This window comes from Tepidibacillus fermentans, assembly GCF_004342885.1.
Classification (GTDB): Bacteria; Bacillota; Bacilli; order Tepidibacillales; family Tepidibacillaceae; genus Tepidibacillus; species Tepidibacillus fermentans.
Window position 1 is genome coordinate 21,172 of sequence record NZ_SMAB01000005.1, and the last position, 24,789, is coordinate 45,960.

A 24,789-nucleotide genomic window follows, 5' to 3' on the forward strand; every position below is an offset into this window, starting at 1 on the left:
ATTACTACGTAAAAAAAAAGGAACAAAGTCTTTTCTCAACTTTGTTCCCTCAATATTCGTTCTCATCTTTTATTTTTTGTGCACATTTGCATAAACTTTAGTGGGTAAACCCCAAATATGAATAAAACCAACAGCCGATTGATGATCAAACTGGTCATCTTGATTGTATGTGGCCAATACATAAGAATATAAGGATTTCTCGGAGGATCGACCAACGACAATTGCATGGCCTTTATGCAGTTTGACCCGAACTTTACCCGTTACCACTTCTTGTGTTTTATCAATAAATGCTTGTAAACTCTCCATTAATGGTGAAAACCATAATCCTTCATAAATCATATTGGCAATCTTTTGTTCAATCATCGGTTTAAATTGAGCCATTTCTCTTGTATGAACGAGACTTTCTAGAGCTTGATGAGCCGTGATCAAAACGGTAGCAGCAGGGGTTTCATAGATTTCACGGGATTTGATTCCCACTAACCTGTTCTCCACATGGTCAATGCGGCCGACTCCATGTTTACCTGCGACTTTGTTTAATGTTAAGATTAATTCATCAAGGGGTAATACTTCTGAATTTAGAGCAACGGGAACACCTTTGTTAAAGGTAATCTCCACTTCTTCTGCTTCATCTGGTGCGTTTTCAATCGAAGCGGTTAATTCATACGCTTCTTCTGGCGGTGCAACCCATGGGTCTTCAAGAACACCTGCTTCACAACTTCTTCCCCACATATTCTGATCGATACTAAAAGGATTTTCTTTTTTAATCGGAATCGGTATTCCATGTTTTGCTGCATATTCAATTTCTTCATCCCTTGTCATCGACCATTCGCGAACTGGTGCAACGATTTTCAAATCAGGTGCTAACGCAGTTACCGAAACATCAAAACGCACTTGGTCATTTCCTTTTCCTGTTGATCCGTGGGCGACTGCAACTGCTCCTTCCTCTCTAGCAATCTTAACGAGCCATTTCGCAATTAATGGTCGTGATAAAGCAGAAACCAACGGATATTTACTTTCATATAAAGCATTCGCTTTTAACGCAGGCAAAATCATTTCTTCCGCAAATTCTTTTTTCGCATCGATGACATAAGATTTGATTGCCCCTACTTTTAATGCCTTTTCTTTGACAAAATCGAGTTCTTTTCCTTCCCCAACGTCTAAGGCCACAGCAATGACATCGTAATTATATTTCTCCTGTAACCATTTGATGGCAACCGAAGTGTCCAAACCTCCCGAATAGGCTAAAACAACTTTCTCCTTTTCCATTCCCTCAAGTCCTTTCTCTTCAATTGAAATCAAAGACACTTTATATTTATTCATATAAAAGTATATTAATACAAACAGAAGAAAAAATAAAGACCTGATTTTTACATTTATTTCGGAACAGCCAAAATCTAAATTGTTTACTTATTTCCCATTAGGGCAACTAAAATCGCTTTGTGTGCATGAAGCCGGTTTTCCGCTTCATCAAAAACAACCGAATGTTTCCCTTCTAGTATTTCTTCTGTTACCTCTAATTCTCGGTATGCAGGCAAACAATGCATAAAAATATAATCTTCCTTTGCTCGAATTACCAATGCTTGGTTCACCTGATAAGGTGCAAAAATTTTTTTTCGAAGTTCTTTTTCCTCTTCTTGCCCCATACTTGCCCAAACATCCGTATAGACCACATCAGCATCCTCAATCGCTTCCTTAGGATCGTTGGTAATCAGGATTTTACTTCCAGTTTTCATTGCTTCTTCTTCAGCTAGCTCGACGATTTCTTTTTTCGGTTCATAGCCACTTGGAGAGGCAATCGCAATACTCATTCCTAATTTGGCTCCACCAATCAATAACGAATGAGCTACATTGTTCCCATCACCAAGATACGCCAATTTTAAACCCTGTAATTTTCCTTTATATTCATAAACGGTCATAAAATCAGCAATCGCTTGCGTGGGATGATACAAATCAGATAAACCATTAATAATCGGAATGGTCGAATAACGTGCCATCTCAACCAGTTTTTGCTGGTCATCTGTTCTCATCATAATTCCATCAACATACCGAGAAAGCACTCGAGCCGTATCTGCAATCGTCTCCCCACGTCCAATCTGAATATCTCGTTGGCTAAGAAATAAAGCATGTCCCCCTAGCTGGATCATTCCTACCTCAAACGAAACTCTTGTGCGAGTGGAAGATTTTTCAAAGATCATTCCTAAGGTTTTTCCCTTCAAAGGTTGATAGATGATTCCTTTTTTTTGCTTTTCTTTTAGCTCTAATCCTAAAAATATAAAATGTTTAATTTCTTCAGATGTAAAATCGGCCAAAGTTAAAAAGTCCTTAGATAATCCCATTTTGAATTCCACCTTTTTGGAACATTTTTGTCCTGTATTCTTTTAATGTGAAAGGAATTAAATTGTTCTTATTCGGATTTGGATTAACTTTTGCTAATGCTTCATCTAAACTCCATCCTAAAGCCATGACCTCCCCAGTCGATTTCATCTCTGGTCCTAATTGGTCAGAAATTCCTGGTAATTTTTTATTCGAGAAAACTGGGGCTTTTACGGTATAATAGGGAGTTTCTTCAAGTACACCAATCGGGTATGGAAGTGACTTTAATTTCTTCCCTAATTGAACCATCGTTGCAATCTTAATCATTGGAATCCCTGTTACTTTGCTGATGACAGGAATCGTTCGTGAAGCCCGAGGATTCACCTCTAATACATAGATTCTATTTTCAGTAAGGATCATTTGAATATTAACCAGACCAATGAATTTCCCGTGTTTTAACACTTTCTCAACGGTATCAATCACTTTCTTCTTCTCGATAGAATGAAGTGAAAATGGTGGTAAAACAGCTGTACTATCTCCTGAATGAATTCCCGCTGGTTCAATATGTTCCATAATCGCCGGGATGATCCAATCCTCTCCATCCGTTACGGCATCCACTTCAATTTCTTTTCCCTGAATATATTGATCGACTAATAAAGGATAGAAAGATTGATCCTGAAGTGAATGTTGCAACTGGTCAAGATATTGACTTAATTCTCCTTGTGTATGAATCACTCTCATCCACTGGCCGCCAATGACAAAAGAAGGGCGAATCAGTATAGGAAATCCCAATTGTTCAATCGCTTGATCCAAATCTGCCGTGTTCCAAATGATTTTACCGGGTATCGGCTCAATTCCAGCTTGAACAAGAAACTGGTTAAATTGTTCCCGATCCTCCATTTGCTCGACAACCGATAATGGCGTTCCTAATAACGGTACCAATGAATCTAGTTCTTTTCCAATTTTTAACCCCGTTTGCCCACCAACTTGATAGATGACGCCATCGACTTGTTCCTTTTCAAGGATCGGAAGGATATCCTCAACCGTTAATGGTTCAAAATAAAGACGGCTCGACATATGGTAATCGGTGCTCACTGTCTCTGGATTATTGTTGATCACAATGGAATGAATTCCTTGTTCTTGTAAGGTTAATGCCGTATGAACCGCACAATAATCAAACTCGATTCCTTGACCGATCCGAATCGGTCCAGAGCCAATCACCGCAATTTTCTTCCCTGTTAATCTTCCTTCGTCATCTTTCCCATTTCTTGTGGAGTAAAAATAAGGAGTTCTCGCTTCAAACTCTCCTGCACAAGTATCCACCGCTTTATAGGTGGGGGTAATCTGTAATTCTTTCCATTTCTCCCTTACTTCACTTTCGAAGATACCAAGAGTTTTGGCAATAAAACGGTCAGAAACCCCTTTTGTTTTAACGGCAGCTAAATCTTCTGGCAAAATCTCATCGAGGGGGTATTGCTTTTCCTTCCAAGATAATACTTGTTGTTCTAGTTGAACCATTCCTTGAAACTTAGTTAAGAAAAAAGGATGGATATGAGACCAACGTTGAATGGTTTGAATGCTGATTCCCCTTCGCATCGCTTCTGCGATCATAAAAATCCTGCGATCATCGGCGATTTTAATCCCTTTTTCTAGTTCTTCATTCGAAAGCTCTTTTAGTTCATCGAATAGCAAATGATCTTTGCCAATCTCCAAACCACGTATCGCTTTATAAAATGCTCTTTCAAACGTCCGATCAATCGTCATCACTTCTCCTGTAGCCTTCATTTGTGTACCCAGCCGACGATTGATATAAGGAAATTTATCAAAAGGCCATCTTGGAATTTTTACAACAACATAATCTAGGGCAGGTTCAAAACTGGCGTATGTGTTTTGTGTAATTGGATTCTTGATTTCATGTAAGGTATAGCCAAGAGCCAGTTTGGTGGCAATTCTCGCAATCGGGTAACCCGTCGCTTTCGAAGCTAAGGCACTTGAACGACTCACCCGTGGATTCACTTCAATCACATAATATTGATCCCCATCCGGATGAAGGGCAAATTGAATATTACAACCGCCAACTACTCCTAAGGCTTTAATCACTTTCAATGAAGCACTTCGGAGCATTTGATATTCACGGTCATTTAATGTCTGCGATGGGGCGACAACGATACTGTCCCCTGTATGAATTCCCATTGGATCGATATTCTCCATATTACAGACAATAATACAATTGTCCTCTTGATCTCGCATCACTTCATATTCGATTTCCTTCCAACCGATCAGACTTCGATCGACTTGGATTTGGCCAATGGGGCTCTCCTTCATTCCTCTTGCTGCGATTTCCATTAATTCTTCCAAATTCTCGGCCACTCCTCCCCCTGTTCCACCAAGGGTATAAGCGGGACGAATAATGACAGGAAAACCAATTTTCTCAGCAAATGTGACAGCGTCTTCCATCTTGTTCGTTATGATACTTTCCGGAACAGGCTCCCCGATTTCTTCCATCGTTTTTTTAAAAAGTTCGCGATCCTCCCCTTTTTGAATCGCCTCAATGGAAGTACCTAGTAGTTCCACCTGATACTCCTTTAACACTCCTGCTTTTTCTAGTTCAAGTGCAAGATTGAGTCCAGTCTGCCCACCTAATGTCGCCAACAATCCATCAGGGCGTTCTTTTGCAATAATTGCAGTTAAAGATTCAACAGTTAACGGTTCAAAATAAACCTCATCCACTATCTCCTCGTCGGTCATAATCGTAGCAGGATTATTATTCACTAAGATAATTTGCTTTCCTTCTTCACGCAAAGCCATACAAGCCTGAGTTCCAGCATAATCAAACTCTGCGGCCTGACCAATCACGATTGGCCCAGAGCCAATGACAAGTACTTTTTGAATCTGTTTCCCAAATTTATGCATACTGTCTTACTCCTTTTGCTTGCTTACATGTTTCAACAAAGTCTTTAAAAATCTCAAAGGCTTCGATTGGACCTGGATGGGCTTCTGGATGAAATTGTACCGATTGAATGGGGAGATAACGATGCTTCATTCCTTCAACGGATTGGTCATTTACATTCCGATAAGTAACGACAAAGTCGGTCTTTTCTAATGATTTTTCATTCACAACATAACCATGGTTTTGTGAAGTAATCCAAATTTGGCCTGTTTCTAGATTGATCACTGGATGATTCACTCCCCGGTGGCCAAAAGGCAATTTTTCCGTATCCGCACCAAAAGCCAATCCTAATATTTGATGTCCTAAACAAATACCTAAAGTAGGATGAGAACTAGCCAATCGTTGATATCCCTTCAACCAAGGAGTTAATTCTTTAGGATCACCAGGTCCATTTGAAAATAAGATTCCGTCCGCATCTAATTTCATCACTTCTTCAATGGGATAATCGTAAGGAACAACGGTAACCGCACAATCAAGAGAGCGTAAGGCTTCAATAATTGAAAATTTGCTACCAAAATCGACAACCACCACATGAATCCCATTCCCTGGATAGTATAAAGGAATTGGTGTTGTTACCCGTTCCACGATTGGCAGGATTTCACCTTTTTGAATTCCTTTTTCCTCATTCTTCTTTTGTAAAACCCAATGATGGAATTGCTCAAAATCTAACGTTCGACTAATTTTGCCATAAAGAGTACCATGTTTGCGGATGATTTTGGTCAATTCTCGGGTATCAATACCAGCTAACCCTGGGATTTGAAATTGTTGTAATACTTGTTCAAACGTCTGTCGATATTGACTATGACTGGGTTGATGGCATAATTCAGCAACAATCACACCTGCTACATAGGGACGGATACTTTGATCGTCTACCACATTGATTCCATAGTTACCAATCAGAGGATAGGTAAAATTCACAATCTGCCCAGCATAAGATGGATCGGTGATCACTTCTTGATAACCTGTCATTCCTGTTTGAAATACGACTTCACCTACAGAATCTTGTTTCGGCCCAATCCAATCTCCTTCAAACCAATCTCCTGTTTCTAGAAGAAGATATCCCTTACTCATCTTCTTCTCCCTCCTATCCAATATAAGCTAATCCTGTTTGTTTTAAATTGAACTCTTTTTCTCATTTTCCAACCATCGATCAATGCTTCTTTTTAAGATATCAATTGCTTGGTCAATCTCCTCTTTTGATACATTTAAAGGAGGTAATAAACGTAATACATTAGGGCCTGCTGTTAATAAAAGTAATCCTTGATCTTTGGCAATTCGGATCAAGTCAGCAACAGGGATTTCCCATTCTATACCAATCATCAGGCCTTTTCCACGAATCTCTTTTAATTGCGGAAAATCTCCTATTTCTCGCTGTAGTTGATGACGGAGATAATCTCCCATCACGTTGACATGTTCTAATAAATTGTGTTTCTCTATCGCTTCAAGTGTAGCCAAACCAGCTGTTGTCACTAAAAAATTACCGCCAAATGTAGACCCATGACTTCCTAAAGTGAATCCCTCTCTTAATTCCGCCTTAGCAGCCATTGCACCAATTGGAAATCCACTTCCTAGCCCTTTTGCAATTGTGATGATATCAGGTTGAATCGGGTAATGTTGAAAACCAAACCATTTTCCTGTTCTCCCAATTCCTGTCTGTACCTCATCAATCATTAGCAAAATATCATGATCTCTTGCTAATTTTTCTACTTCAGCCAACCAATCGGGTTCAGCAGGATGGATTCCTCCTTCGCCCTGGATCACTTCCAATAAAATTGCTGCTGTATGATCAGAAATCGTTTGCTCAAGTTGTTTGATATCTTCATAGGGGATCGAAACAAACCCTTCTGGTAACGGCCCGAAACCTTCCTTTACTTTTGCTTGCCCTGTAGCAGTTAATGTGGCTAATGTTCTGCCATGAAAAGATTGGTTAAAGGTGATAATTTGATATCGATTTCTCTTTTTCACCAATTGCTGGTATCTGCGGGCTAATTTTATCGCAGCTTCATTCGCTTCCGCCCCACTATTGGCAAAAAAAACAAGATCCATTCCACTAATTTCTGCTAATTTATTTGCCAATTGGATCTGTGGTTCGATTTCAAATAGATTGGAAGTATGCCAAATCATTTCCAGTTGTTCCATCACTTTTTGTTTTACTTCTTGAGGAACATGACCCAGCTGCAGGACGCCAATTCCAGAGGTGAAATCCAGATACGCATGCCCTTTTTCATCCCAAAGCCAACTCCCCTCACCTTTTACAGGATGAATCAATCCCTTTGGATACGTCGGAAAAAGTTGATTCATAAAACCACCTCGGCTTTGCAAATTCTTGTTCCGATTTGATCACCATCAAGAACTTTGGATAATACCCCTTGCATTCGCCCGTCAACTACATAAACTTCTTCGATTCCTGTCTCAAGGCAATGCAGTGCAGCCTGTACTTTGGGGATCATTCCTTTGGAGATCTCACCTTCTGCAATTAAACGTTCGACACCTTGAGGATCCAACTGATGAATAATTTTCTTCTCCCCTTTTTCCATTTGATAGATTCCTGGGGTATCTGAAATCATCACTAATTTTTTCGCTTGTAGATGCACAGCCAATGCTTGTGCTACCATGTCCGCATTGATGTTGAACACTTGACCATACCGATCAATACCAAGAGGACTGATCACCGGAATAATTTTTTGTGTCTGAAAAATGGATAACCAAGGGAATGATATACTCTTTACTTTCCCTACATATCCAAGGGAAGGATCAAGACATTCTGCTTGAATGATCCCATGATCAATTCCACTTAGTCCTACTGCATTCCCGCCAACCGCTTGAATCTTCCGAACGATTTCTTTGTTTTCCTTTCCGTTTAACACCATTTCTACCACTTGTAACGTTTCTTTATCTGTTACTCTTAATCCATTGACAAAAGAGGATTGGATTCCCAATTGTTCCAGCATCATCGTAATCGAAGGACCTCCACCATGAACAATCACTGGAAACCAACCATCATCCATCATCTCAATCATTTCCCGATAGAATCGATCTGTTAATTCGTTTAAGACACTTCCGCCGATTTTTAGTAAAACTAGTTTTTTATCGTTCTTTACAGTCTCTTTATGTGCGATACGATGCATTGATCCGAACGTATTCATAGGTTAAATCACACCCCCAAGCTTCAGCAGAACAATTCCCTAGATGAAGATCGACATGAATCTTTACTTCATCTTGGCTTAGCGCCTCAGAAACTTTTTCTTCACTATAAAATGTTTTTAGCCCGTGTTTAAGAACCGTGATCGGACCAATTGTAATATCAATCAATTGCGGATCGACTTGATAACCACTATTTCCAATCGCCATAATAATTCGTCCCCAGTTTCCATCTGCACCATATATCGCTGTTTTGACTAAATTACTGCCGACGATTTTTTTTGCAATGGCCTTGGCCATCATTGGTGAAGTGGCACCATGAACCTCTACAGAGACCAGTTTGGTTGCCCCCTCCCCATCTTTTGCAATCCATTTGGCCAGTTGTTTTGCTACATAGGTAAATCCTTGATAAAAAACTTCCCAGTCGGGATGATATTCATCAAGAGGAGTATTCTCTGCTAAACCGTTAGCCATGGTTAACACCATATCATTGGTCGAAGTATCGCCATCTACCGTAATCATATTAAATGACTGGTCTGTAACATCTCGTAATAGCTTTTGTAACACATCTGGATGGATATTTGCATCAGTTGTGATGAAAGCTAACATCGTAGCCATATTTGGATGGATCATTCCCGATCCCTTGGCTGTACCACCAATGATTACTTTCTTTCCTTCAACGCTTATTTCGATGGCGATCGATTTCACAAATGTATCTGTCGTTAAAATCGCTTCTCCAAAATCCCAACCATTATCACTGGAAAGAGATTCAGGTAGTTTCGCGATTCCTGCAGTAATTCGTTCAATTGGCAATCGTTCACCAATCACTCCTGTCGAAGAAACAGCAACATTCATTGGCGAAAGATTAAAAGTTTTGGCTACTGCATCTCTCATCTCGTATGCATCCCATAATCCTTGTTCGGCAGTAAAAGCATTCGCATTGCCACTATTCACAACCACAGCTTGCAAATAAGGCGAATCCGCTAACGATTCCTTGGTCACTTGGAGTGGAGCCGCTTGAAAAATATTCATTGTATATACAGCAGCGCTTGCTGCAGGAACATCGGAAATGATTATGCCTAGGTCTTTCTTTTTCTTACGAATTCCACAATGAATTCCGCCCGCCTTGAACCCTTTTGGTGAAGAGATACTCCCATTTGGGATGATCTTGATTTTTTCTTGTTCAATTTGGTTCATCATCTTTCACACCTTCTTATGGATAAATTGGGATTTGGGTAAGTCCCAAGGTTTGATCCCAACCCATCATTAAATTTAAATTTTGAACAGCCTGACCAGCCGCACCCTTCATCAGATTATCAATTGCTGAAAAGAGAATTACTCTACCAGTACGCTGGTCCACATAATAGCCAATATCACAAAAATTAGAGCCATAAACTTGCTTGGTTTCGGGATACTCCCCTTGTGGACGAATTCGAATAAATGGCTGATTCTGATAATCCTCTCGATATAACTGGGCTACAATTTCATCCGTCATACGGTCTTCTAGATCTAAATAAATCGTCGATAAAATTCCCCGTGTTATTGGTAAGAGGTGAGTCATCATTTGCACCGTTTCTTTTTTTCCACTAAGTTTCGTAAGAACTTGTTCAATTTCCGGGATATGTTGGTGTTTTCCCACTTTATAGACTTTAAAATTATCATTCACTTCCGAGAAATGAGTATTGCGGGAAAGCCCTCGCCCAGCGCCTGATACACCTGATTTAGCATCGATGATTACTGAACGAATAGGAATTTGCCTTCGATAGAAAGGGGCTAAGGCTAATAAAATACTCGTTGCATAACAACCAGGGTTCGCGATAAAGCAGCCCTCTTTAATTTGATTGGGGAAGACCTCAGACAACCCATAAACCGACCGTTCTAAAAAACGAGGTTCTGCGGCATCCTTTTTATACCATTCTTCATATAACACCGGATCTTTTAAACGAAAATCCCCTGATAAGTCGATTACTTTAAATCCCGCATTGAGAAATTTTGGAGCAAGATCTTTACTCACTCCTGAAGGTGTTGCCAGAAAAACCAGTTCGCTCGTTTCTTTTAATTCGGCTATTTTTTCATCAGCAAGTTGGGAAACACTCCGGATTGGGATATTGATGAAAGAACGAAAATGGGGATAAAGCTCATCTAATTTTTCTTGTTCTTGCGTATGGATAAACAAGTGACGAATTGTTACGTTTGGATGCTGAAGCAAAATTCGAATCAATTCAACACCACTATAACCACTCGCCCCTACGATTACGACATTTAACACCATCCATTCCTCTCCCATAAGAAACTTTTTCCTTGTCACATAATTATTAATTTCTTTGAATCATTATACAATTGGATATTTATAAATTCAATTGTTTTTTTATACATAGTTTGTACTTTTTTTATGAGAAAGCGATTGAAGTCCTAATTTTCATTTGCGAAGTTGATTCTTCTATAACAAATCGTTTGCACTTATAATGAAATAAGAAAAGAGTAGGTTTGATGCACCTAAATAGGGGAGGAACAATCATGGATCATGGATTTTTGCAAATTTTGATATTGGGCTTTGTCCTCGGAATGAAACACGCCATTGAGCCTGACCATATCATCGCTGTCTCAACAATTGCCAGTCAAAGTAAAAGTCTTTGGCGCTCCACATTGGCAGGCGTTTTCTGGGGGATAGGACACACGGCAACGATTTTTATTGTCGGGATCTCTTTCATTTGGATTAAAGGGGAAATTCCAGAAACATGGGCCATGTCCTTAGAATTTTTGGTTGGAGTTATGCTTGTCGTTCTTGGAGTCTCAACAATTCTTAGCTACAAGAAGAATAAGATCCATGTTCATCAGCATGAACATGATGGGGTTGTTCATAACCATTTTCATGACCGTCATCATTCTCATGTCCATCCAAAAGATGAGAAGAAGATTTCCTATTTAAAATCTTTATTGATTGGGTTTATTCATGGTCTAGCAGGCAGTGCAGCCATGATAATTTTGACGATGTCAACCGTACATAATCCTTTTGAAGGAGCCATTTATATTCTCGTTTTCGGGATTGGCACAACACTTAGTATGTTAACCTTTACAACCCTGATCGGTATTCCTTTTGTTTTGAGTGCAAAACATGTTCAGATGAATCAATCCTTAACGATTTTTGCAGGGGCAATAAGTATGATATTTGGAATTTATTATATGTATAATTTAGGAATTACCGAGGGTTTGTTTAAGCTGTGGGTACAATGAAAATAGGCTTATATGTTCTAACGAGAAGAGGTTTGTATATTCCAACGCGCTCCGTTAGAACATACAAGCCCCATAAAAAAAGGTAGCTCGAAGAAAAGCTACCCTTATCATATACAAAATTCTATTTACCCTAAGCTTTCATAATTTTATAAACTTCCTCAATAATATGTTCTTTCGTTAAACCATACTTCTCAAGTAATTCATCAGGTTTACCAGATTCTCCAAACGTATCCTCAACACCTACACGTCGAACAATCGTTGGTGCGTGTTCAGTAACCACTTCAGCTACGGCACTACCTAATCCACCATAAATATTATGTTCTTCAGCGGTGACGATTCCCTTCGTTTCTTTAGCAGCCTTAATAATCATCTCCTGATCAATCGGCTTCACAGAAGACATATTGATGATACGAGCAGAAATTCCTTCTTGTTCTAATTGTTTTGCCGCTTCAATTGCTGGGCTTACCATCACACCCATCGCAATGATGGTTACATCAGAACCCTCTTTTACAACGGTTCCTTTACCAATCTCAAATTTGTAATTCTCATCAAAAATCACTGGAACGGCTGGACGACCTAAGCGAATATACATTGGACCATCGTACTCGGCAGCTGCATGGATTACTTGCCTTGTCTCTTCCGCATCTGCTGGAACAATAACCGTCATATTCGGTATCGCTCTCATCATCGCAATATCTTCTACAGCTTGGTGGGAAGCTCCATCCTCTCCGAGAGTAAGTCCGGAGTGAGTCACAGCGATTTTCACATTTAACTTCGGATAGCAGATCGAGTTACGAATCATATCCCCTACACGTAAGGTTCCAAATAAAGCAAAGGTACTCACAAACGGAATCTTTCCTGTTGTTGCAAGACCTGCAGCAGTTCCAATCATATTGGCTTCAGCGATCCCCATATCAAAGAAACGCTCCGGATATTTTTTCGCAAAATCGATCGTTTTCGTTGACTTAGCGAGATCTGCATCTAAGACAACGATATTTGGATATTTTTCAGCAATTTCTACTAATGCTTTCCCATAAGCATCACGGGTTGCAATTTTAGTCATTTTGCTTCCCTCCCAATTCTTCTAAAGCTTGTTGTAATTGTTCCTTATTAGGTGCTGTTCCATGCCATCCGACTTGATTTTCCATAAAGGAAACCCCTTTTCCTTTTACAGTATTGGCAATAATCAAGGTTGGTTTTCCTTTGATTTGTTTTGCTTCTTGGATGGCATCATGGATTTGATTCATATCATGGCCATCAATTTCAATCACATGCCAACCAAATGCGTGGAACTTCTCATCCACAGGTGCTGGGTTTAGTATATCTTCAACCGAGCCATCAATCTGCAGATGGTTATAGTCAAGGATTGCAGTGAGATTGTCCAATTTGTAATGAGCAGCTGCCATGGCTGCTTCCCAAATCATTCCCTCTTGGATTTCGCCATCACCAATCATGACATAAACGCGATAATCTCTCTGATCTAATTTTCCGGCAAGTGCCATACCATTGGCTGAAGATAATCCTTGTCCTAATGAACCCGTACTTTGTTCTACTCCTGGTAGAGATTTACGACTTGGGTGTCCTTGAAGACGAGAATTAATCTTACGGAAAGTCATTAGCTCTTCTTTTGGAAAAAATCCCTTTTCTGCTAGAGCAGCGTAAAGAACAGGACTTGCATGTCCTTTGCTTAAAACAAAGCGGTCACGATCTGGATCCTGGGGATTCTGAGGATCAATCTTCATCTCATGAAAGTATAAATATGTAACGATGTCTGCGGCAGATAAAGAACCACCAGGATGTCCCGAATTGGCCTCAGCTACCATTTTTACAATATCTTGACGAATGGTATTGGCAATTTTCTTTAATGAAGAATGTGTTTGTTCATCTAAAGGCATATTCTTCCCTCCATAACAAGAATATAGATTTTCTATGTGATTTGGCAAATCGTACATCAATGTGCACGAAAACCCTCACCTAACACCTCATGAGTATCTGTGACAATGACAAAAGCATTTGAATCAACGGATTTAATTAACTCCTTTAATCGCGTTGTTTCCCTTTGGTCAAAAACAACCATCAAAACATCTCTTCTGTTTCCTGTATAAGCTCCTTTTCCGTTAAGAATAGTGGCCCCCCGGTCTAAATCGTGGAGAATTACTTGTCCAATTTGCTCTTGTTGTTCTGAAATAATAAAGGCCAGCTTCGAATACGCTAACCCGATTTGGACAAAATCAATCGTCTTACTGGTTAAAAATAACGAAATCAATGCATAAAGTGCATTTTCAGGACCAAAAACTATTCCAGATGTAAAAACGACCAAACCGTCCATCAGTAAAACAGCAAAACCTAAACTGATACCTGTATACTTATGTAAAATTTGTGCTGCAAGATCAGTTCCCCCTGTTGAAGCTTTTCCTCGAAAAACAAAACCTAAGCCGATTCCAAGTACTACACCGCCATAAACAGCGGCTAATAAGGGAAAATGCGTGATCGGCTTTAGATTTTTGGTAATTAAAACAAAGAAAGGGAGGATGATGGAACCGAATGCAGTTTTTGCTCCGAATTTTTTCCCAAGTAAGAATAATCCAGCAATGAAAAGTGGAATGTTGAGTGACCATTGTGTAATCGCTGGCTCAATGCCAAATTGACGTTCAATGATCGTACTTAATCCACTTACACCCCCTGGGGCGATTCCATTCGGATTAAGAAATAAATTAAATGCTAGGGCGACAATCAATGACCCTAAAATCAAATAACTATATTCTTGAATATATTGATACCCTTTCTGAGATGGATTTAACTTCATTTCACGTTGTTGCTTCATAATCATTCTCCATTGAGCAGGGTTTCATCTTCTAATTGGTTGTTTCACTTTGATTCGAGATTTTACTCCTTAGATAGGAATCAATGAAAATGTCAATCTCCCCATCCATTACAGCATTGACATTTCCCACCTCAGTATTGGTTCGATGATCTTTTACCATCGAGTAAGGGTGGAAGACATAAGAACGAATTTGACTTCCCCAGCCAATTTCCTTTTGGTCTCCACGTATTTCAGCCAATTCTTTTTCTTGTTCTTCTCGTTGTTTTTCATACAATCTAGCTTTCAAAATCTTCATCGCTCGCTCTCTATTCTTGATCTGCGAGCGCTCCGTTTGACAAGTAACCACAATATTCGTAGGGATATGTGTGATCCGAACTGCCGAATCAGTCGTATTCACGTGTTGGCCACCTGCACCACTTGAACGATACGTATCAATTTTTAAGTCTTCTGGTCGAATTTCGATATCGACATCATCATCTAATTCCGGCATCACTTCAACTGAAGAAAAAGAAGTATGTCTTCTGCCTGAAGCATCAAAAGGAGAGATTCGAACTAAGCGATGTACTCCTTTTTCTGCTGCCAAATAACCATACGCGTTGTGACCTTTGATCAACAAAGTGACGCTTTTGATCCCTGCTTCATCGCCAGCTAAATAATCTAATACTTCCACTTTATATCCATGCGATTCCGCCCATCTCGTATACATGCGAAGTAACATCGAGGCCCAGTCTTGGGATTCCGTCCCCCCTGCCCCAGGGTGAATCTCTAGAATCGCGTTATTTTTATCATAAGGGCCATTTAAAAGCAATTGCAACTCATAGTCAGCAAAATTCTTGCTTAATGCTTTCACTCCTTTTGCTACTTCATGGAGAATCGATTCGTCATTCTCTTCCAACGCTAATTCTAACATAACCTGCAAATCTTCATATTCTTGCTCAAGATTAGTGATTTGCTCCACTTGTTCTTTCAAACGATTCACTTCGTTAATCACTTTTTGCGCCGCATCATTATCATTCCAAAAATCAGGTTGAGCCATTTTTTGTTCTAACTCAGCGATTCGGCTCTTTTTACTTTCTATGTCAAAGAGACCCCCTAATCTCTGCCAATCGTTTGGCCATCTTTTCTAGTTCATTCTTTAGTTCTCCCTGCGATATCATAGCTTCACCTCTTTAAATAAATCTCAAATTTCATCATACCATAGTTTACCCATTACTCCAAGGATTAGAAGTTGAGCAGAAAACTGAAACTTTCATAGCGACCATAAGCTTCTTTACTCATTTCAGTTTCCCTTCATCAACCGTACGTGAGGTTTCCCTTATACGGCTTCCGATGTTTTTCTTCCTTAGACTTTCGGTTATCCTAAGCCGCTAATTTGATTAACTTGTCTTTGATTAAGAAATTAATCTCTCCTAATTTCCCATGTTTACGCCGTTTATTCCGCTTCTTCTTCCACAATAATTAAGAAAAAAAGGTTGCTTTTGCAACCTTTTTACACTTTTTTATTTTTTTTATTTTCACTTTTGACTTGCTTGTAAGGCTTGATCTAGATCGGCAATCAGATCATTTACATTTTCAATTCCGATGGATAAACGAATCATTTCAGGAGTAACACCAGCACTAAGTTGCTCTTCAAGAGATAATTGTTGGTGGGTTGTACTTGCTGGATGAATGACTAATGATTTGGCATCTCCAACATTGGCTAAATGGGAGAATAGTTTTAAGTTGTTAATAAATTTTCTTCCTTCTTCGACTCCACCTTTAATGCCAAAGGTGAAGATTGCCCCTTGACCCTTTGGTAGGTATTTTTGTGCTAAATCATAATATTGATTTGAAGGAAGGCCCGGATAATTCACCCAAGTAACGAAATCATGGTTTTCTAAAAACTGTGCAATTTGCAAAGCATTTGCACTATGTCGCTCCATTCGTAAATGCAATGTTTCTAATCCTTGAAGAAGTAAAAAAGCATTAAAAGGTGAAATCGCTGCTCCCATATCCCTTAATAACTGAACCCTTGCTTTGATAATGTATGCTAATGATCCAAAGTCTTTGGTATATACCACCCCATGATAACTTGGATCTGGTTCCGTTAAACCTGGAAATTTACCATTATCCCAATTAAATTTGCCTCCATCGACAATTACACCGCCAATAGAAGTTCCATGACCACCGATAAATTTGGTCGCAGAATGAACAACAATATCAGCTCCATGATCAAATGGACGAAGAAGATAAGGGGTAGCAAACGTATTATCTACGATAAGAGGAATTCCTGCTTCATGGGCAATGTTGGCAACAGCCTCGATATCTAGCACATCAATTTTGGGATTTCCGATACTTTCAGCATAAATTGCTTTCGTTTTTTCGCTTATGGCTTGTCGAAAATTCTCTGTGTTACTTTGATCAACAAACTTAACCGTAATTCCTAGTTTCGGGAGTGTGGTAGAAAAAAGATTATATGTACCACCATACAAACTACTTGAGGATACGATTTCATCCCCAGCACCAGCAATGTTAAGAATTGCATAGGTAATGGCTGCAGATCCAGAAGCAAGAGCCAAGGCTCCAACTCCACCTTCTAATTGAGCCACGCGATTTTCAAATACATCTTGAGTGGGGTTCATTATTCGAGTATAAATATTCCCTGGTTCTTTTAAAGCAAATAAGTTAGCAGCATGATCTGTATCTTTAAATACATAAGAAGTGGTTTGATAGATCGGTACTGCTCTTGAACCTGTTACTGGATCAGGTTGTTGACCCCCATGTAAAGCAATCGTTTCGAATTCATAACTTTTTTCTTGACTCATCTTATTTCTCCTCTCTTTTTATGAAAATAAAAAACTCCCTCTCGATGAGAAGGAGTGAATAACCTTTCCCCCCCTCATCTTTCAGAATCATAAGATTCTGCTGGAATTAGCACCTGCCAACACAGTTAGACTGTGCGTCGGTTGCCGGGCTTCATTGGGCCAGTCCCTCCGCCGCTCTGGATAAGAGGCATAACCAATATGAAATTTTAAAGGAATTTGAATTCATTATAGTTTGACCCTGAAATCTTGTCAATCGATGAATGTGCTGCTAATGTGCTGCTCCATGACAGTGTTTATATTTCTTACCACTTCCACATGGACATGGATCGTTTCGACCGATTTTCTGTGCTGCACGAACTGGTTTTTTCTTCGAATTTGGTTCTGGATTGGTATTATCTACCGCATGACCCACAGCAACAGCCTCACGTTGAAGATGATTCTGGATTTGGGCTTTCATGATATAAGTAGCCACTTCTTCTTCGATGGCTTGGATCATGGCCTGGAACATTTCAAATCCCTCCATCTGATATTCCCGTAATGGATCTGTTTGACCATATGCTCTCAGATGAATCCCTTGCCGTAATTGATCCATCGCATCGATATGATCCATCCATTTACTATCGACGGCACGAAGAAGAATGACTTTTTCAAATTCACGCATATTCTCACCAAGTTCTTCTTCTCTTCGATGATATTGTTGTTCCACAACCTCACGGAAACGCTCCAAAATCTCTTCTGGTTCTTTGCCCCATATATCTTTTTCGGAAAGAGTTCCTTCATTTAAAAAGGTTGCATTGGCATGGTCTAATAAAGACTTCAAATCCCAATCTTCTTGGACTTGATCGGTTGGACAATGGATATTGACCAAACGTTCGGCAAAATTCATGATCATGTTGATAATGACATCACGCAAGTTATCACTTTCTAATACTTGTCTGCGCTGACTATAGATGACTTCCCGTTGCTGGTTCATCACATCGTCATACTGTAGTACGACACGACGAATATCGAAGTTATGACCTTCCACTTTCTTCTGAGCCGATTCAATTGCCTTTGTCACCATCTTACTTTCGATCGGTTGATCTTCTTCCATTCCTAGGCGATCCATCATTCCCATAATGTGATCGGAGCCAAATCTTCTCATTAAATCATCTTCAAGTGAGATGAAAAATTGACTAGAACCCGGATCTCCTTGACGTCCCGAACGTCCTCTTAATTGGTTGTCAATCCTTCGACTCTCATGCCGTTCCGTACCGATGATATGAAGTCCGCCTAGCTCAGCAACTCCTTCACCAAGAACAATATCCGTACCACGGCCCGCCATATTGGTTGCAATGGTTACTGCACCTGCTTGGCCAGCTTTTGCAATAATTTCTGCTTCTTTTTCATGGTACTTCGCATTTAATACATGATGTGGTATCCCCTTACGTTTTAACATGTCGGATAAAAGTTCCGACTTTTCAATTGAGATGGTACCCACCAGTACAGGTTGTTTTTTTTCATATCGGTGGACAATTTCGTCAATAACCGCTTTAAATTTTGCTCGTTCCGTTTTATAAACGACATCAGGTAAATCGATACGGATCATTGGTTTATTCGTTGGGATCACCACAACATCCAAACCATAAATTCGTTTAAATTCCTCTTCTTCTGTTTTTGCAGTACCCGTCATACCTGCCAATTTTTTATACATACGAAAATAATTTTGTAAGGTGATGGTTGCTAAGGTCATACTTTCATTTTGTACTTGAAGTCCTTCTTTCGCTTCAATACTTTGATGTAGACCATCACTATAACGGCGACCATACATTAAACGGCCTGTAAATTCGTCAACAATGATCACTTCACCATCTTGTACAACATAATCACGATCTCGTTTCATTAAGACAGCCGCCTTTAAGGCTTGAGTAATATGATGATTTAGGGTCATATGATTGGTATCGTAAAGGTTATCGATGCCAAATGCTTTCTCTGCCTTATCCACACCAGATTCTGTCAGATTTACCGTATTGGTTTTTTCATCTAACGTATAATCTTCATTTGCAACCAAACGTTTGACAAAATGTGCTGCTGCATAGTATAAATCGGTCGACTTAGAAGCTGTACCCGAAATAATCAATGGAGTTCTAGCCTCATCAATGAGTATACTGTCCACCTCGTCAATAATGGCAAAATTCAAAGGTCTTTGTACCATTTGTTCTTTATATAAGACCATGTTATCTCGTAGATAATCAAAACCAAACTCGTTATTCGTCCCATAGGTAATATCGGCTTGATAAGCAGCTTGCTTTTCTTCAGCAGAAACTCCGTGGATATTTAAACCAACGGTCAACCCAAGAAATTCATAAATTTTACCCATGGTATTCCGGTCACGTTGCGCTAAATAATCGTTGACAGTAACAATATGCACCCCTTGACCAGATAAAGCGTTTAAATAAGCAGGTAAGGTTGCAACAAGTGTTTTCCCCTCTCCTGTTTTCATCTCCGCAATACGTCCTTCATGAAGGACCATACCACCAATTAACTGAACATCAAAGTGACGTAATCCTAAGACACGTTGAGAAGCTTCACGCACAACGGCAAAGGCTTCAGGTAAGAGGTCATCAAACGTTTCCCCTTTTTGCAACCGTTCTTTAAATTCAGCTGTTTTTTCTCGTAATTGTTCATCGCTTAAAGCTTTGATTTGAGGTTCAAGTTGATTGATTTTTTCCACTGTTTTATTTAAACGTTTAATTTCACGCTCATTCATGTCACCGATCACTTTTTTTAGTAATCCGAACACAAGTACAACTCCTCTCACAGGAAAAAGTCTAATTTTTATTTTATCACTCTTTGACAGTTGGAGCAAAAAATCTCATTGATCCTTTTTATTTCTTTATTTATTTAACGTTTATGTCACCAATTCCGTTCCAAAAAAAACTGCCAGCTTGGCAGCAAAAGATTAAAATAATTTCCGCTTTGTGTTTTTTCCTTTATCTTGGGCAGTAATACCTAATGTTATCGCAAACAGGAGGAGAACGAACCAATGGGAGGGGATGATCATCCAGAACATAATTGTAATCACACTGAACAGAGGAGCGATCCAATCTGACTCAAAGGAATAAGACTTTTTCAATCCACTATAAACCATTTGCGTTATCGTTGAAATGGCGAAAAAAATGACAACATAAAGGAGAAATTTTAGAAATGCCATTTTTCTTCACCTCCTGACATATCCTATGTAGGCAAAAGCCTAGTGGTGCTGGTCCATTCTATGATTATATACTTTATATGCACAAACAAAAAAAATACACTCCCAAAAGTCGCTGCTTATGGAATATACAAACCTAATAAGCTAGGCTTGTATGTTTCTATAAGCTGCGACTTTCGCGAGCGTTTTCCAATCGACACTATATGTCAAAATAAACTGGACAGATTACCATTAAAATTCTGGCTCAATTAAACCATAACGGCCATCTTTACGTTTATATACAATATTGGTTTCTTCGGTTTCCGCATTGGAGAATACGAAGAAGGAATGGCCCAACATATTCATTTGCAAAATGGCTTCTTCTACATCCATTGGTTTAAGATTAAAACGTTTGATTTTGACGATTTGGAATTCTTCTTCCTCTTCATTAGCCTTTGTACCAACAGGATCCTCTTTAAAAAGGGTTTTTAGACTTCCTTGTTCCCTGAATTTTCGGTTAATTTTTGTTTTATGTTTACGGATCTGTCTTTCTAATTTTTCCACCACGAGGTCAATTGCAGCATACATATCTTCGTTTTGTTCTTCTCCACGCAGGACAACTCCTGGTAGTTGAACGGTTACCTCAACACTATGAAGATCGCGAACCACCTTCATTGTTACATAAACAGGTGCTGTAAGAGGAGTATCGAAATACTTCTCGATGCGACCCACTTTCTTCTCCACATACTCTCTTAATGCCTCAGTCACTTCAATGTTGTCCCCACGAACGATGAAATTCATGGTCACCGCTCCTTTCAAATGTAAAGATTGTCCAATTTCCTATTTTCATTATAACACATATCATTCGGTATATTCTACCAATGGTAAAAACATACGTGAACCGTCAATTGATATAAGAATTCACAATACTTTACTAAGAAAGGATTGTGTCCGTGCGTGTCTTGGTTGAGAAAAGATTTCTTCTGGTTTCCCTTCCTCTATAATTTGCCCTTGATCCATAAATACGACCCGATCAGCCACTTCTCTTGCAAAGCCCATCTCATGAGTGACCACAACCATAGTCATGCCTTCTTTGGCTAACTGTTTCATCACTTCCAATACCTCACCAACCATCTCCGGATCCAAAGCAGAAGTAGGTTCATCAAAGAGCATCACATCCGGTTCCATTGCTAAAGCTCTGGCGATCGCTACCCTCTGTTTTTGTCCACCAGAGAGTTGATCAGGATAGGCATTTGCCTTATCTAATAATCCAACTTTCCCTAAATATTTCTTGGCAATTTCTTCAGCTTTACTTTTTTCCATTCCTAACACTTTAATGGGGGCAATTGTGATATTCTCTAGAACCGTCATATGCGGGAAAAGATTAAAATGTTGAAAAACCATTCCCACATGGGTTCTTACTTTGTTTACATCGATTTTAGGGTCAGATAAATCTTCTCCCCTTACAATTACCTTTCCTGCTTGAAAATCTTCTAATTTATTTAAACAGCGTAAAAAGGTACTTTTCCCAGAACCGCTTGGACCAATGATGCAAACTACTTCTTTTGGCTGAATTTCAATATCGATTCCTTTTAAAACTTCTAAATCACCATATTGTTTATACAAACCTTCTACCTTAATCATTGGAAAATTTCCTTTCTAACCCTCTTACCCCTTTAGACAAGATTAACGTCAAGATTAAATAGAGTGCTGCCACTGTTAAATAAGGACCAAAAGAGGTAAAGGTATTTTTTGCCGTCATTTGTCCCGCATAAGTTAATTCAGGTGTCGCAATGACAGCGAGCAATGACGAATCTTTTAATAAAGCAATAAACTCATTTCCTAAAGGTGGTAACATTCGTTTAAATGCCTGAGGCAAAATAATATATCTCATCGCTTGACGATAAGTCATTCCCAAAGAACGAGCCGCTTCCATTTGCCCTTTATCAATCGATTGAATCCCTGCACGGAAGATCTCTGCCACATAGGCACCTGAGTTTAAAGATAAAGCGACAAATCCAGAAAAGATGGCCGATGGAGCCTCATCGCCAAAAATAGCAGGCATCACGGCAAAATGAACAATTAAAATCTGAACAAATAAAGGTGTCCCGCGAAAAAGATCCACATAAGCCCGACTTAATATACGGAATATCCGCTGTTGAGATAATTGACCCAACCCCAAAAACAAGCCAATAATGGTACCAAAAAACACTCCTACCGAGGTAAGGAGGATGGTATAGCCAACGCCTCGGATAAACCAGATTTTATATTCTAAAACGGCATTCCACTCAGCCATTTTCATCCCTTCTTTCTTAAACGATCCTTTATACTTTCCTATACGGGAAAAAAGTGCGCAGAGTTGTCCACGCACTCATTTATTTTCAGTTTTGTTTTTTACTCAGCAAAATATTTATTTTTAATTTCTTGATATTTCCCATTCTCCTTGATTTTCTTTAAACCTTCATTTAGCTGTTTGAGTAATTCCGTATTTCCTTTTTTGACCATAATCCCATAATGTTCAACTTCAAAACGGTCATCTTTGACCACTTTTAACTTTTTGTCTGGGTACTTCTTCACGAACTCACCAACAACGGCATTATCGCCGACGATCGCGACAATTCGTCCTGTTAATAAGTCGTTAACCGCTGCTGGCAAATCTTCGTATCCTTTAGCCCCTTTATAGTCTTTGCCAAAGATTTTTTGAACAGCTTTTTCTCCTGTTGTTCCACTTTGAAAACCGATGTTTTGTCCTTGTAGATCATCAAGGGATTTTACATTGGAATTCTCAGGAACTAAAATATATTGTGTCGCATCAAAGTACGGCTCTGTAAAGTCATACTTTTGCTTTCGCTCTTCATCAATGGTAATTCCAGCAATGGCAATGTCACCTTTGCCATTATCAATCGCATTTAACATGGGCTGCCAGCCAACATGTTGGATATCTACTTTAAATCCTTGAACTTCAGCGATCGCTTTGATCAAATCAATATCAAAACCGACGATTTCTCCTGATGGTAGTGTTGATTCAAATGGGGGAAAAGTAGCATCGGTTACTACTTTATACGTCTTTTCTCCACCAGTATTGGAGTTATCTTCCCCTTTGTCGCTTGCACCACAACCGAATAATGATAATGAACCAATGATCAATAGCAACACAAATATTGCTAATTTTACTTTTTTCACAAAATGTGCCTCCTTAGTATCTTAGAATCCTTGTATGCTGACCATTTCATCATATTTTATCCTTTTTTATACACACGTGTATTATTATACGTGCTCAAGAATAAAAATCAATTATTTTTTTATAAAAAAAAGTGTGCTAATTTTTTCGCACACTTTATCTATCTATTGTTCTTCTTTACAATCATTTAATTTGCAAAATATTGATTATATATCTTCTGATAAGTACCATCTTCTTTTATTTTCTTTAATCCACTTTCCAGCTTATCAAGAAGTTCTTTGTTCCCCTTTTTAACGATAAAGCCGTAATATTCTTTTTCAAAAGCATCATCCTTAATTAATTGTAACTTTTTATCAGGATTCTTTTTCACAAATTCAGCCACTACGGCATTATCGCCAATGACCGCAGCAATTCGACCGGTAAATAGGTCATTCACCGCCGTTGGCAAGTCAGGATATCCTTTTAACCCTTTATAGTCTTTACCAAAAATATTTTGAGCGGCTGTTTCTCCTGTAGTTCCACTTTGGAAACCAATATTTTTCCCTTTTAAGTCATTTGCCGATTTGATATTCGATTCTTGAGGAACTAAGATCAATTGGGTCGCTTCAAAATATGGAGAAGTAAAGTCATACTTTTCTTTACGATCATCACGAATGGTAATTCCCGATGCACCAATATCTGCTGTCCCCGTCTCTACAGCTTTTAACATCGCTTCCCAACCTTGATGTTGGATTTTGATTTTCATATTCTCAGCTTTGGCAATCGCATTGATTAAATCAATATCAAATCCAACGATCTCACCAGATGGTAAGGTGGATTCAAATGGAGGAAATTCTGCATTTGTCACAACAACGTAGGTTTTTTCTTCTGCAGCTTTTTGACCTTCTTGTGATTTTGTTCCTGTTTGTTCTGAAGAACAACCAATAAGTCCTAAACTCCCAACTACAAATAAGAACATCAATAATACAACTTTTAATCCTTTACTTTTCATCGACGATCCTCCCTTAATCATTCCTTATGCTTATGAATGATTATACATACAAGCGAATAAATAATCAACCTATTTTTCATTGAAAATACAAAAGAAAAAAATTATCCACAGATTTATAAACTTTTCAACAGGGTTATACACAAAAGTAAATACTGTTATTCTCGTTATTCACAGGGTTATGC

Annotated in this window: 21 protein-coding genes and 1 riboswitch; of the genes, 1 reads left to right on the forward strand and 20 read right to left on the reverse strand. The window is 39.0% G+C overall.

The window, feature by feature from the left end; translation table 11 throughout:
* Positions 1-69: 69 nt before the first annotated feature.
* The 8 genes from EDD72_RS04480 to argC form a co-directional block, all read right to left on the reverse strand.
* Complete coding sequence (locus EDD72_RS04480) at positions 70-1,266, reverse strand: argininosuccinate synthase (protein ID WP_132767669.1); 1,197 nt, start codon at positions 1,264-1,266, stop codon at positions 70-72.
* Positions 1,267-1,403: 137 nt separating this feature from the next.
* Positions 1,404-2,336, reverse strand: a complete 933-nt coding sequence (argF, locus tag EDD72_RS04485) for an ornithine carbamoyltransferase (RefSeq protein ID WP_132767671.1) — start codon at positions 2,334-2,336, stop codon at positions 1,404-1,406.
* Positions 2,323-5,226 carry a carbamoyl-phosphate synthase (glutamine-hydrolyzing) large subunit gene (gene carB, locus EDD72_RS04490; protein ID WP_132767674.1) on the reverse strand — a complete coding sequence of 968 codons (2,904 nt, stop codon included), beginning with the start codon at positions 5,224-5,226 and terminating at the stop codon, positions 2,323-2,325. The genes argF and carB overlap by 14 nt, the downstream gene beginning before the upstream one ends.
* Positions 5,219-6,334, reverse strand: a complete 1,116-nt coding sequence (locus EDD72_RS04495) for a carbamoyl phosphate synthase small subunit (RefSeq protein WP_132767676.1) — start codon at positions 6,332-6,334, stop codon at positions 5,219-5,221. Before EDD72_RS04495 ends, carB begins: the two co-directional genes overlap by 8 nt.
* A 42-nt stretch (positions 6,335-6,376) precedes the next feature.
* Entirely contained in the window at positions 6,377-7,564 is a 1,188-nt protein-coding gene (locus EDD72_RS04500) for an acetylornithine transaminase (RefSeq protein ID WP_132767678.1), read from the reverse strand.
* Complete coding sequence (argB, locus tag EDD72_RS04505; protein ID WP_132767680.1) at positions 7,561-8,409, reverse strand: acetylglutamate kinase; 849 nt, start codon at positions 8,407-8,409, stop codon at positions 7,561-7,563. The genes EDD72_RS04500 and argB overlap by 4 nt, the downstream gene beginning before the upstream one ends.
* Positions 8,372-9,604: a bifunctional ornithine acetyltransferase/N-acetylglutamate synthase gene (gene argJ, locus EDD72_RS04510; protein WP_424565528.1), complete on the reverse strand. Its 1,233-nt coding sequence runs from the start codon at positions 9,602-9,604 to the stop codon at positions 8,372-8,374. The genes argB and argJ overlap by 38 nt, the downstream gene beginning before the upstream one ends.
* 13 nt (positions 9,605-9,617) lie before the next feature.
* Positions 9,618-10,676, reverse strand: a complete 1,059-nt coding sequence (argC, locus tag EDD72_RS04515; RefSeq protein ID WP_132767682.1) for an N-acetyl-gamma-glutamyl-phosphate reductase — start codon at positions 10,674-10,676, stop codon at positions 9,618-9,620.
* A 245-nt stretch (positions 10,677-10,921) separates the two neighbouring features.
* Here argC and EDD72_RS04520 point away from each other — a divergent pair, with 245 nt between their 5' ends.
* Complete coding sequence (locus EDD72_RS04520) at positions 10,922-11,638, forward strand: urease accessory protein UreH domain-containing protein (protein WP_132767684.1); 717 nt, start codon at positions 10,922-10,924, stop codon at positions 11,636-11,638.
* A 130-nt stretch (positions 11,639-11,768) separates the two neighbouring features.
* Here the strand turns inward: EDD72_RS04520 and EDD72_RS04525 are convergent, their stop codons facing one another.
* From EDD72_RS04525 to EDD72_RS04580, 12 genes are all read right to left on the reverse strand, one after another.
* Complete coding sequence (locus EDD72_RS04525) at positions 11,769-12,701, reverse strand: transketolase family protein (protein WP_132767686.1); 933 nt, start codon at positions 12,699-12,701, stop codon at positions 11,769-11,771.
* Positions 12,694-13,533: a transketolase gene (locus EDD72_RS04530; RefSeq protein WP_132767688.1), complete on the reverse strand. Its 840-nt coding sequence runs from the start codon at positions 13,531-13,533 to the stop codon at positions 12,694-12,696. Before EDD72_RS04530 ends, EDD72_RS04525 begins: the two co-directional genes overlap by 8 nt.
* A gap of 56 nt (positions 13,534-13,589) precedes the next feature.
* Entirely contained in the window at positions 13,590-14,462 is an 873-nt protein-coding gene (locus tag EDD72_RS04535; RefSeq protein ID WP_207893641.1) for a YitT family protein, read from the reverse strand.
* Positions 14,463-14,493: 31 nt separating this feature from the next.
* Positions 14,494-15,619 (reverse strand): peptide chain release factor 2 gene (prfB, locus tag EDD72_RS04540; RefSeq protein ID WP_132767692.1). Its coding sequence is split into 2 segments (ribosomal slippage): positions 14,494-15,543 and positions 15,545-15,619, totalling 1,125 coding nucleotides; the frame shifts between segments, so codons are not numbered across the junction.
* 357 nt (positions 15,620-15,976) lie between these two features.
* Positions 15,977-17,266: a homocysteine synthase gene (locus EDD72_RS04545; RefSeq protein WP_132767694.1), complete on the reverse strand. Its 1,290-nt coding sequence runs from the start codon at positions 17,264-17,266 to the stop codon at positions 15,977-15,979.
* A 71-nt stretch (positions 17,267-17,337) separates the two neighbouring features.
* Positions 17,338-17,453: riboswitch (SAM riboswitch) on the reverse strand.
* An 81-nt stretch (positions 17,454-17,534) separates the two neighbouring features.
* Positions 17,535-20,048 (reverse strand): accessory Sec system translocase SecA2, encoded by a 2,514-nt coding sequence (gene secA2 / locus EDD72_RS04550; RefSeq protein ID WP_132767696.1) that lies wholly within the window; start codon positions 20,046-20,048, stop codon positions 17,535-17,537.
* A 159-nt stretch (positions 20,049-20,207) separates the two neighbouring features.
* Positions 20,208-20,459, reverse strand: a complete 252-nt coding sequence (locus tag EDD72_RS04555) for a hypothetical protein (RefSeq protein ID WP_132767699.1) — start codon at positions 20,457-20,459, stop codon at positions 20,208-20,210.
* 228 nt (positions 20,460-20,687) lie between these two features.
* Positions 20,688-21,236: a ribosome hibernation-promoting factor, HPF/YfiA family gene (hpf, locus tag EDD72_RS04560; RefSeq protein ID WP_132767701.1), complete on the reverse strand. Its 549-nt coding sequence runs from the start codon at positions 21,234-21,236 to the stop codon at positions 20,688-20,690.
* 120 nt (positions 21,237-21,356) lie between these two features.
* Complete coding sequence (locus tag EDD72_RS04565) at positions 21,357-22,079, reverse strand: amino acid ABC transporter ATP-binding protein (RefSeq protein WP_132767703.1); 723 nt, start codon at positions 22,077-22,079, stop codon at positions 21,357-21,359.
* Positions 22,072-22,731: an amino acid ABC transporter permease gene (locus tag EDD72_RS04570; protein WP_418367617.1), complete on the reverse strand. Its 660-nt coding sequence runs from the start codon at positions 22,729-22,731 to the stop codon at positions 22,072-22,074. The genes EDD72_RS04565 and EDD72_RS04570 overlap by 8 nt, the downstream gene beginning before the upstream one ends.
* 98 nt (positions 22,732-22,829) lie before the next feature.
* Entirely contained in the window at positions 22,830-23,618 is a 789-nt protein-coding gene (locus EDD72_RS04575; RefSeq protein ID WP_132767707.1) for a basic amino acid ABC transporter substrate-binding protein, read from the reverse strand.
* A gap of 185 nt (positions 23,619-23,803) precedes the next feature.
* Positions 23,804-24,607, reverse strand: a complete 804-nt coding sequence (locus tag EDD72_RS04580) for a basic amino acid ABC transporter substrate-binding protein (protein ID WP_243643775.1) — start codon at positions 24,605-24,607, stop codon at positions 23,804-23,806.
* Positions 24,608-24,789 lie beyond the last annotated feature (182 nt).

Excerpts from the sequence above, each read along its gene's own strand:
- EDD72_RS04480 (WP_132767669.1), bottom strand. The coding sequence starts at position 1,266 with ATGGAAAAGGAGAAAGTTGTTTTAGCCTATTCGGGAGGTTTGGACACT.
- argF (WP_132767671.1), bottom strand. The coding sequence starts at position 2,336 with ATGGGATTATCTAAGGACTTTTTAACTTTGGCCGATTTTACATCTGAA.
- carB (WP_132767674.1), bottom strand. The coding sequence starts at position 5,226 with ATGCATAAATTTGGGAAACAGATTCAAAAAGTACTTGTCATTGGCTCT.
- EDD72_RS04495 (WP_132767676.1), bottom strand. The coding sequence starts at position 6,334 with ATGAGTAAGGGATATCTTCTTCTAGAAACAGGAGATTGGTTTGAAGGA.
- EDD72_RS04500 (WP_132767678.1), bottom strand. The coding sequence starts at position 7,564 with ATGAATCAACTTTTTCCGACGTATCCAAAGGGATTGATTCATCCTGTA.
- argB (WP_132767680.1), bottom strand. The coding sequence starts at position 8,409 with ATGAATACGTTCGGATCAATGCATCGTATCGCACATAAAGAGACTGTA.
- argJ (WP_424565528.1), bottom strand. The coding sequence starts at position 9,604 with ATGATGAACCAAATTGAACAAGAAAAAATCAAGATCATCCCAAATGGG.
- argC (WP_132767682.1), bottom strand. The coding sequence starts at position 10,676 with ATGGTGTTAAATGTCGTAATCGTAGGGGCGAGTGGTTATAGTGGTGTT.
- EDD72_RS04520 (WP_132767684.1), top strand. The coding sequence starts at position 10,922 with ATGGATCATGGATTTTTGCAAATTTTGATATTGGGCTTTGTCCTCGGA.
- EDD72_RS04525 (WP_132767686.1), bottom strand. The coding sequence starts at position 12,701 with ATGACTAAAATTGCAACCCGTGATGCTTATGGGAAAGCATTAGTAGAA.
- EDD72_RS04530 (WP_132767688.1), bottom strand. The coding sequence starts at position 13,533 with ATGCCTTTAGATGAACAAACACATTCTTCATTAAAGAAAATTGCCAAT.
- EDD72_RS04535 (WP_207893641.1), bottom strand. The coding sequence starts at position 14,462 with ATGAAGCAACAACGTGAAATGAAGTTAAATCCATCTCAGAAAGGGTAT.
- EDD72_RS04545 (WP_132767694.1), bottom strand. The coding sequence starts at position 17,266 with ATGAGTCAAGAAAAAAGTTATGAATTCGAAACGATTGCTTTACATGGG.
- EDD72_RS04555 (WP_132767699.1), bottom strand. The coding sequence starts at position 20,459 with ATGGCATTTCTAAAATTTCTCCTTTATGTTGTCATTTTTTTCGCCATT.
- hpf (WP_132767701.1), bottom strand. The coding sequence starts at position 21,236 with ATGAATTTCATCGTTCGTGGGGACAACATTGAAGTGACTGAGGCATTA.
- EDD72_RS04565 (WP_132767703.1), bottom strand. The coding sequence starts at position 22,079 with ATGATTAAGGTAGAAGGTTTGTATAAACAATATGGTGATTTAGAAGTT.
- EDD72_RS04570 (WP_418367617.1), bottom strand. The coding sequence starts at position 22,731 with ATGGCTGAGTGGAATGCCGTTTTAGAATATAAAATCTGGTTTATCCGA.
- EDD72_RS04580 (WP_243643775.1), bottom strand. The coding sequence starts at position 24,607 with ATGAAAAGTAAAGGATTAAAAGTTGTATTATTGATGTTCTTATTTGTA.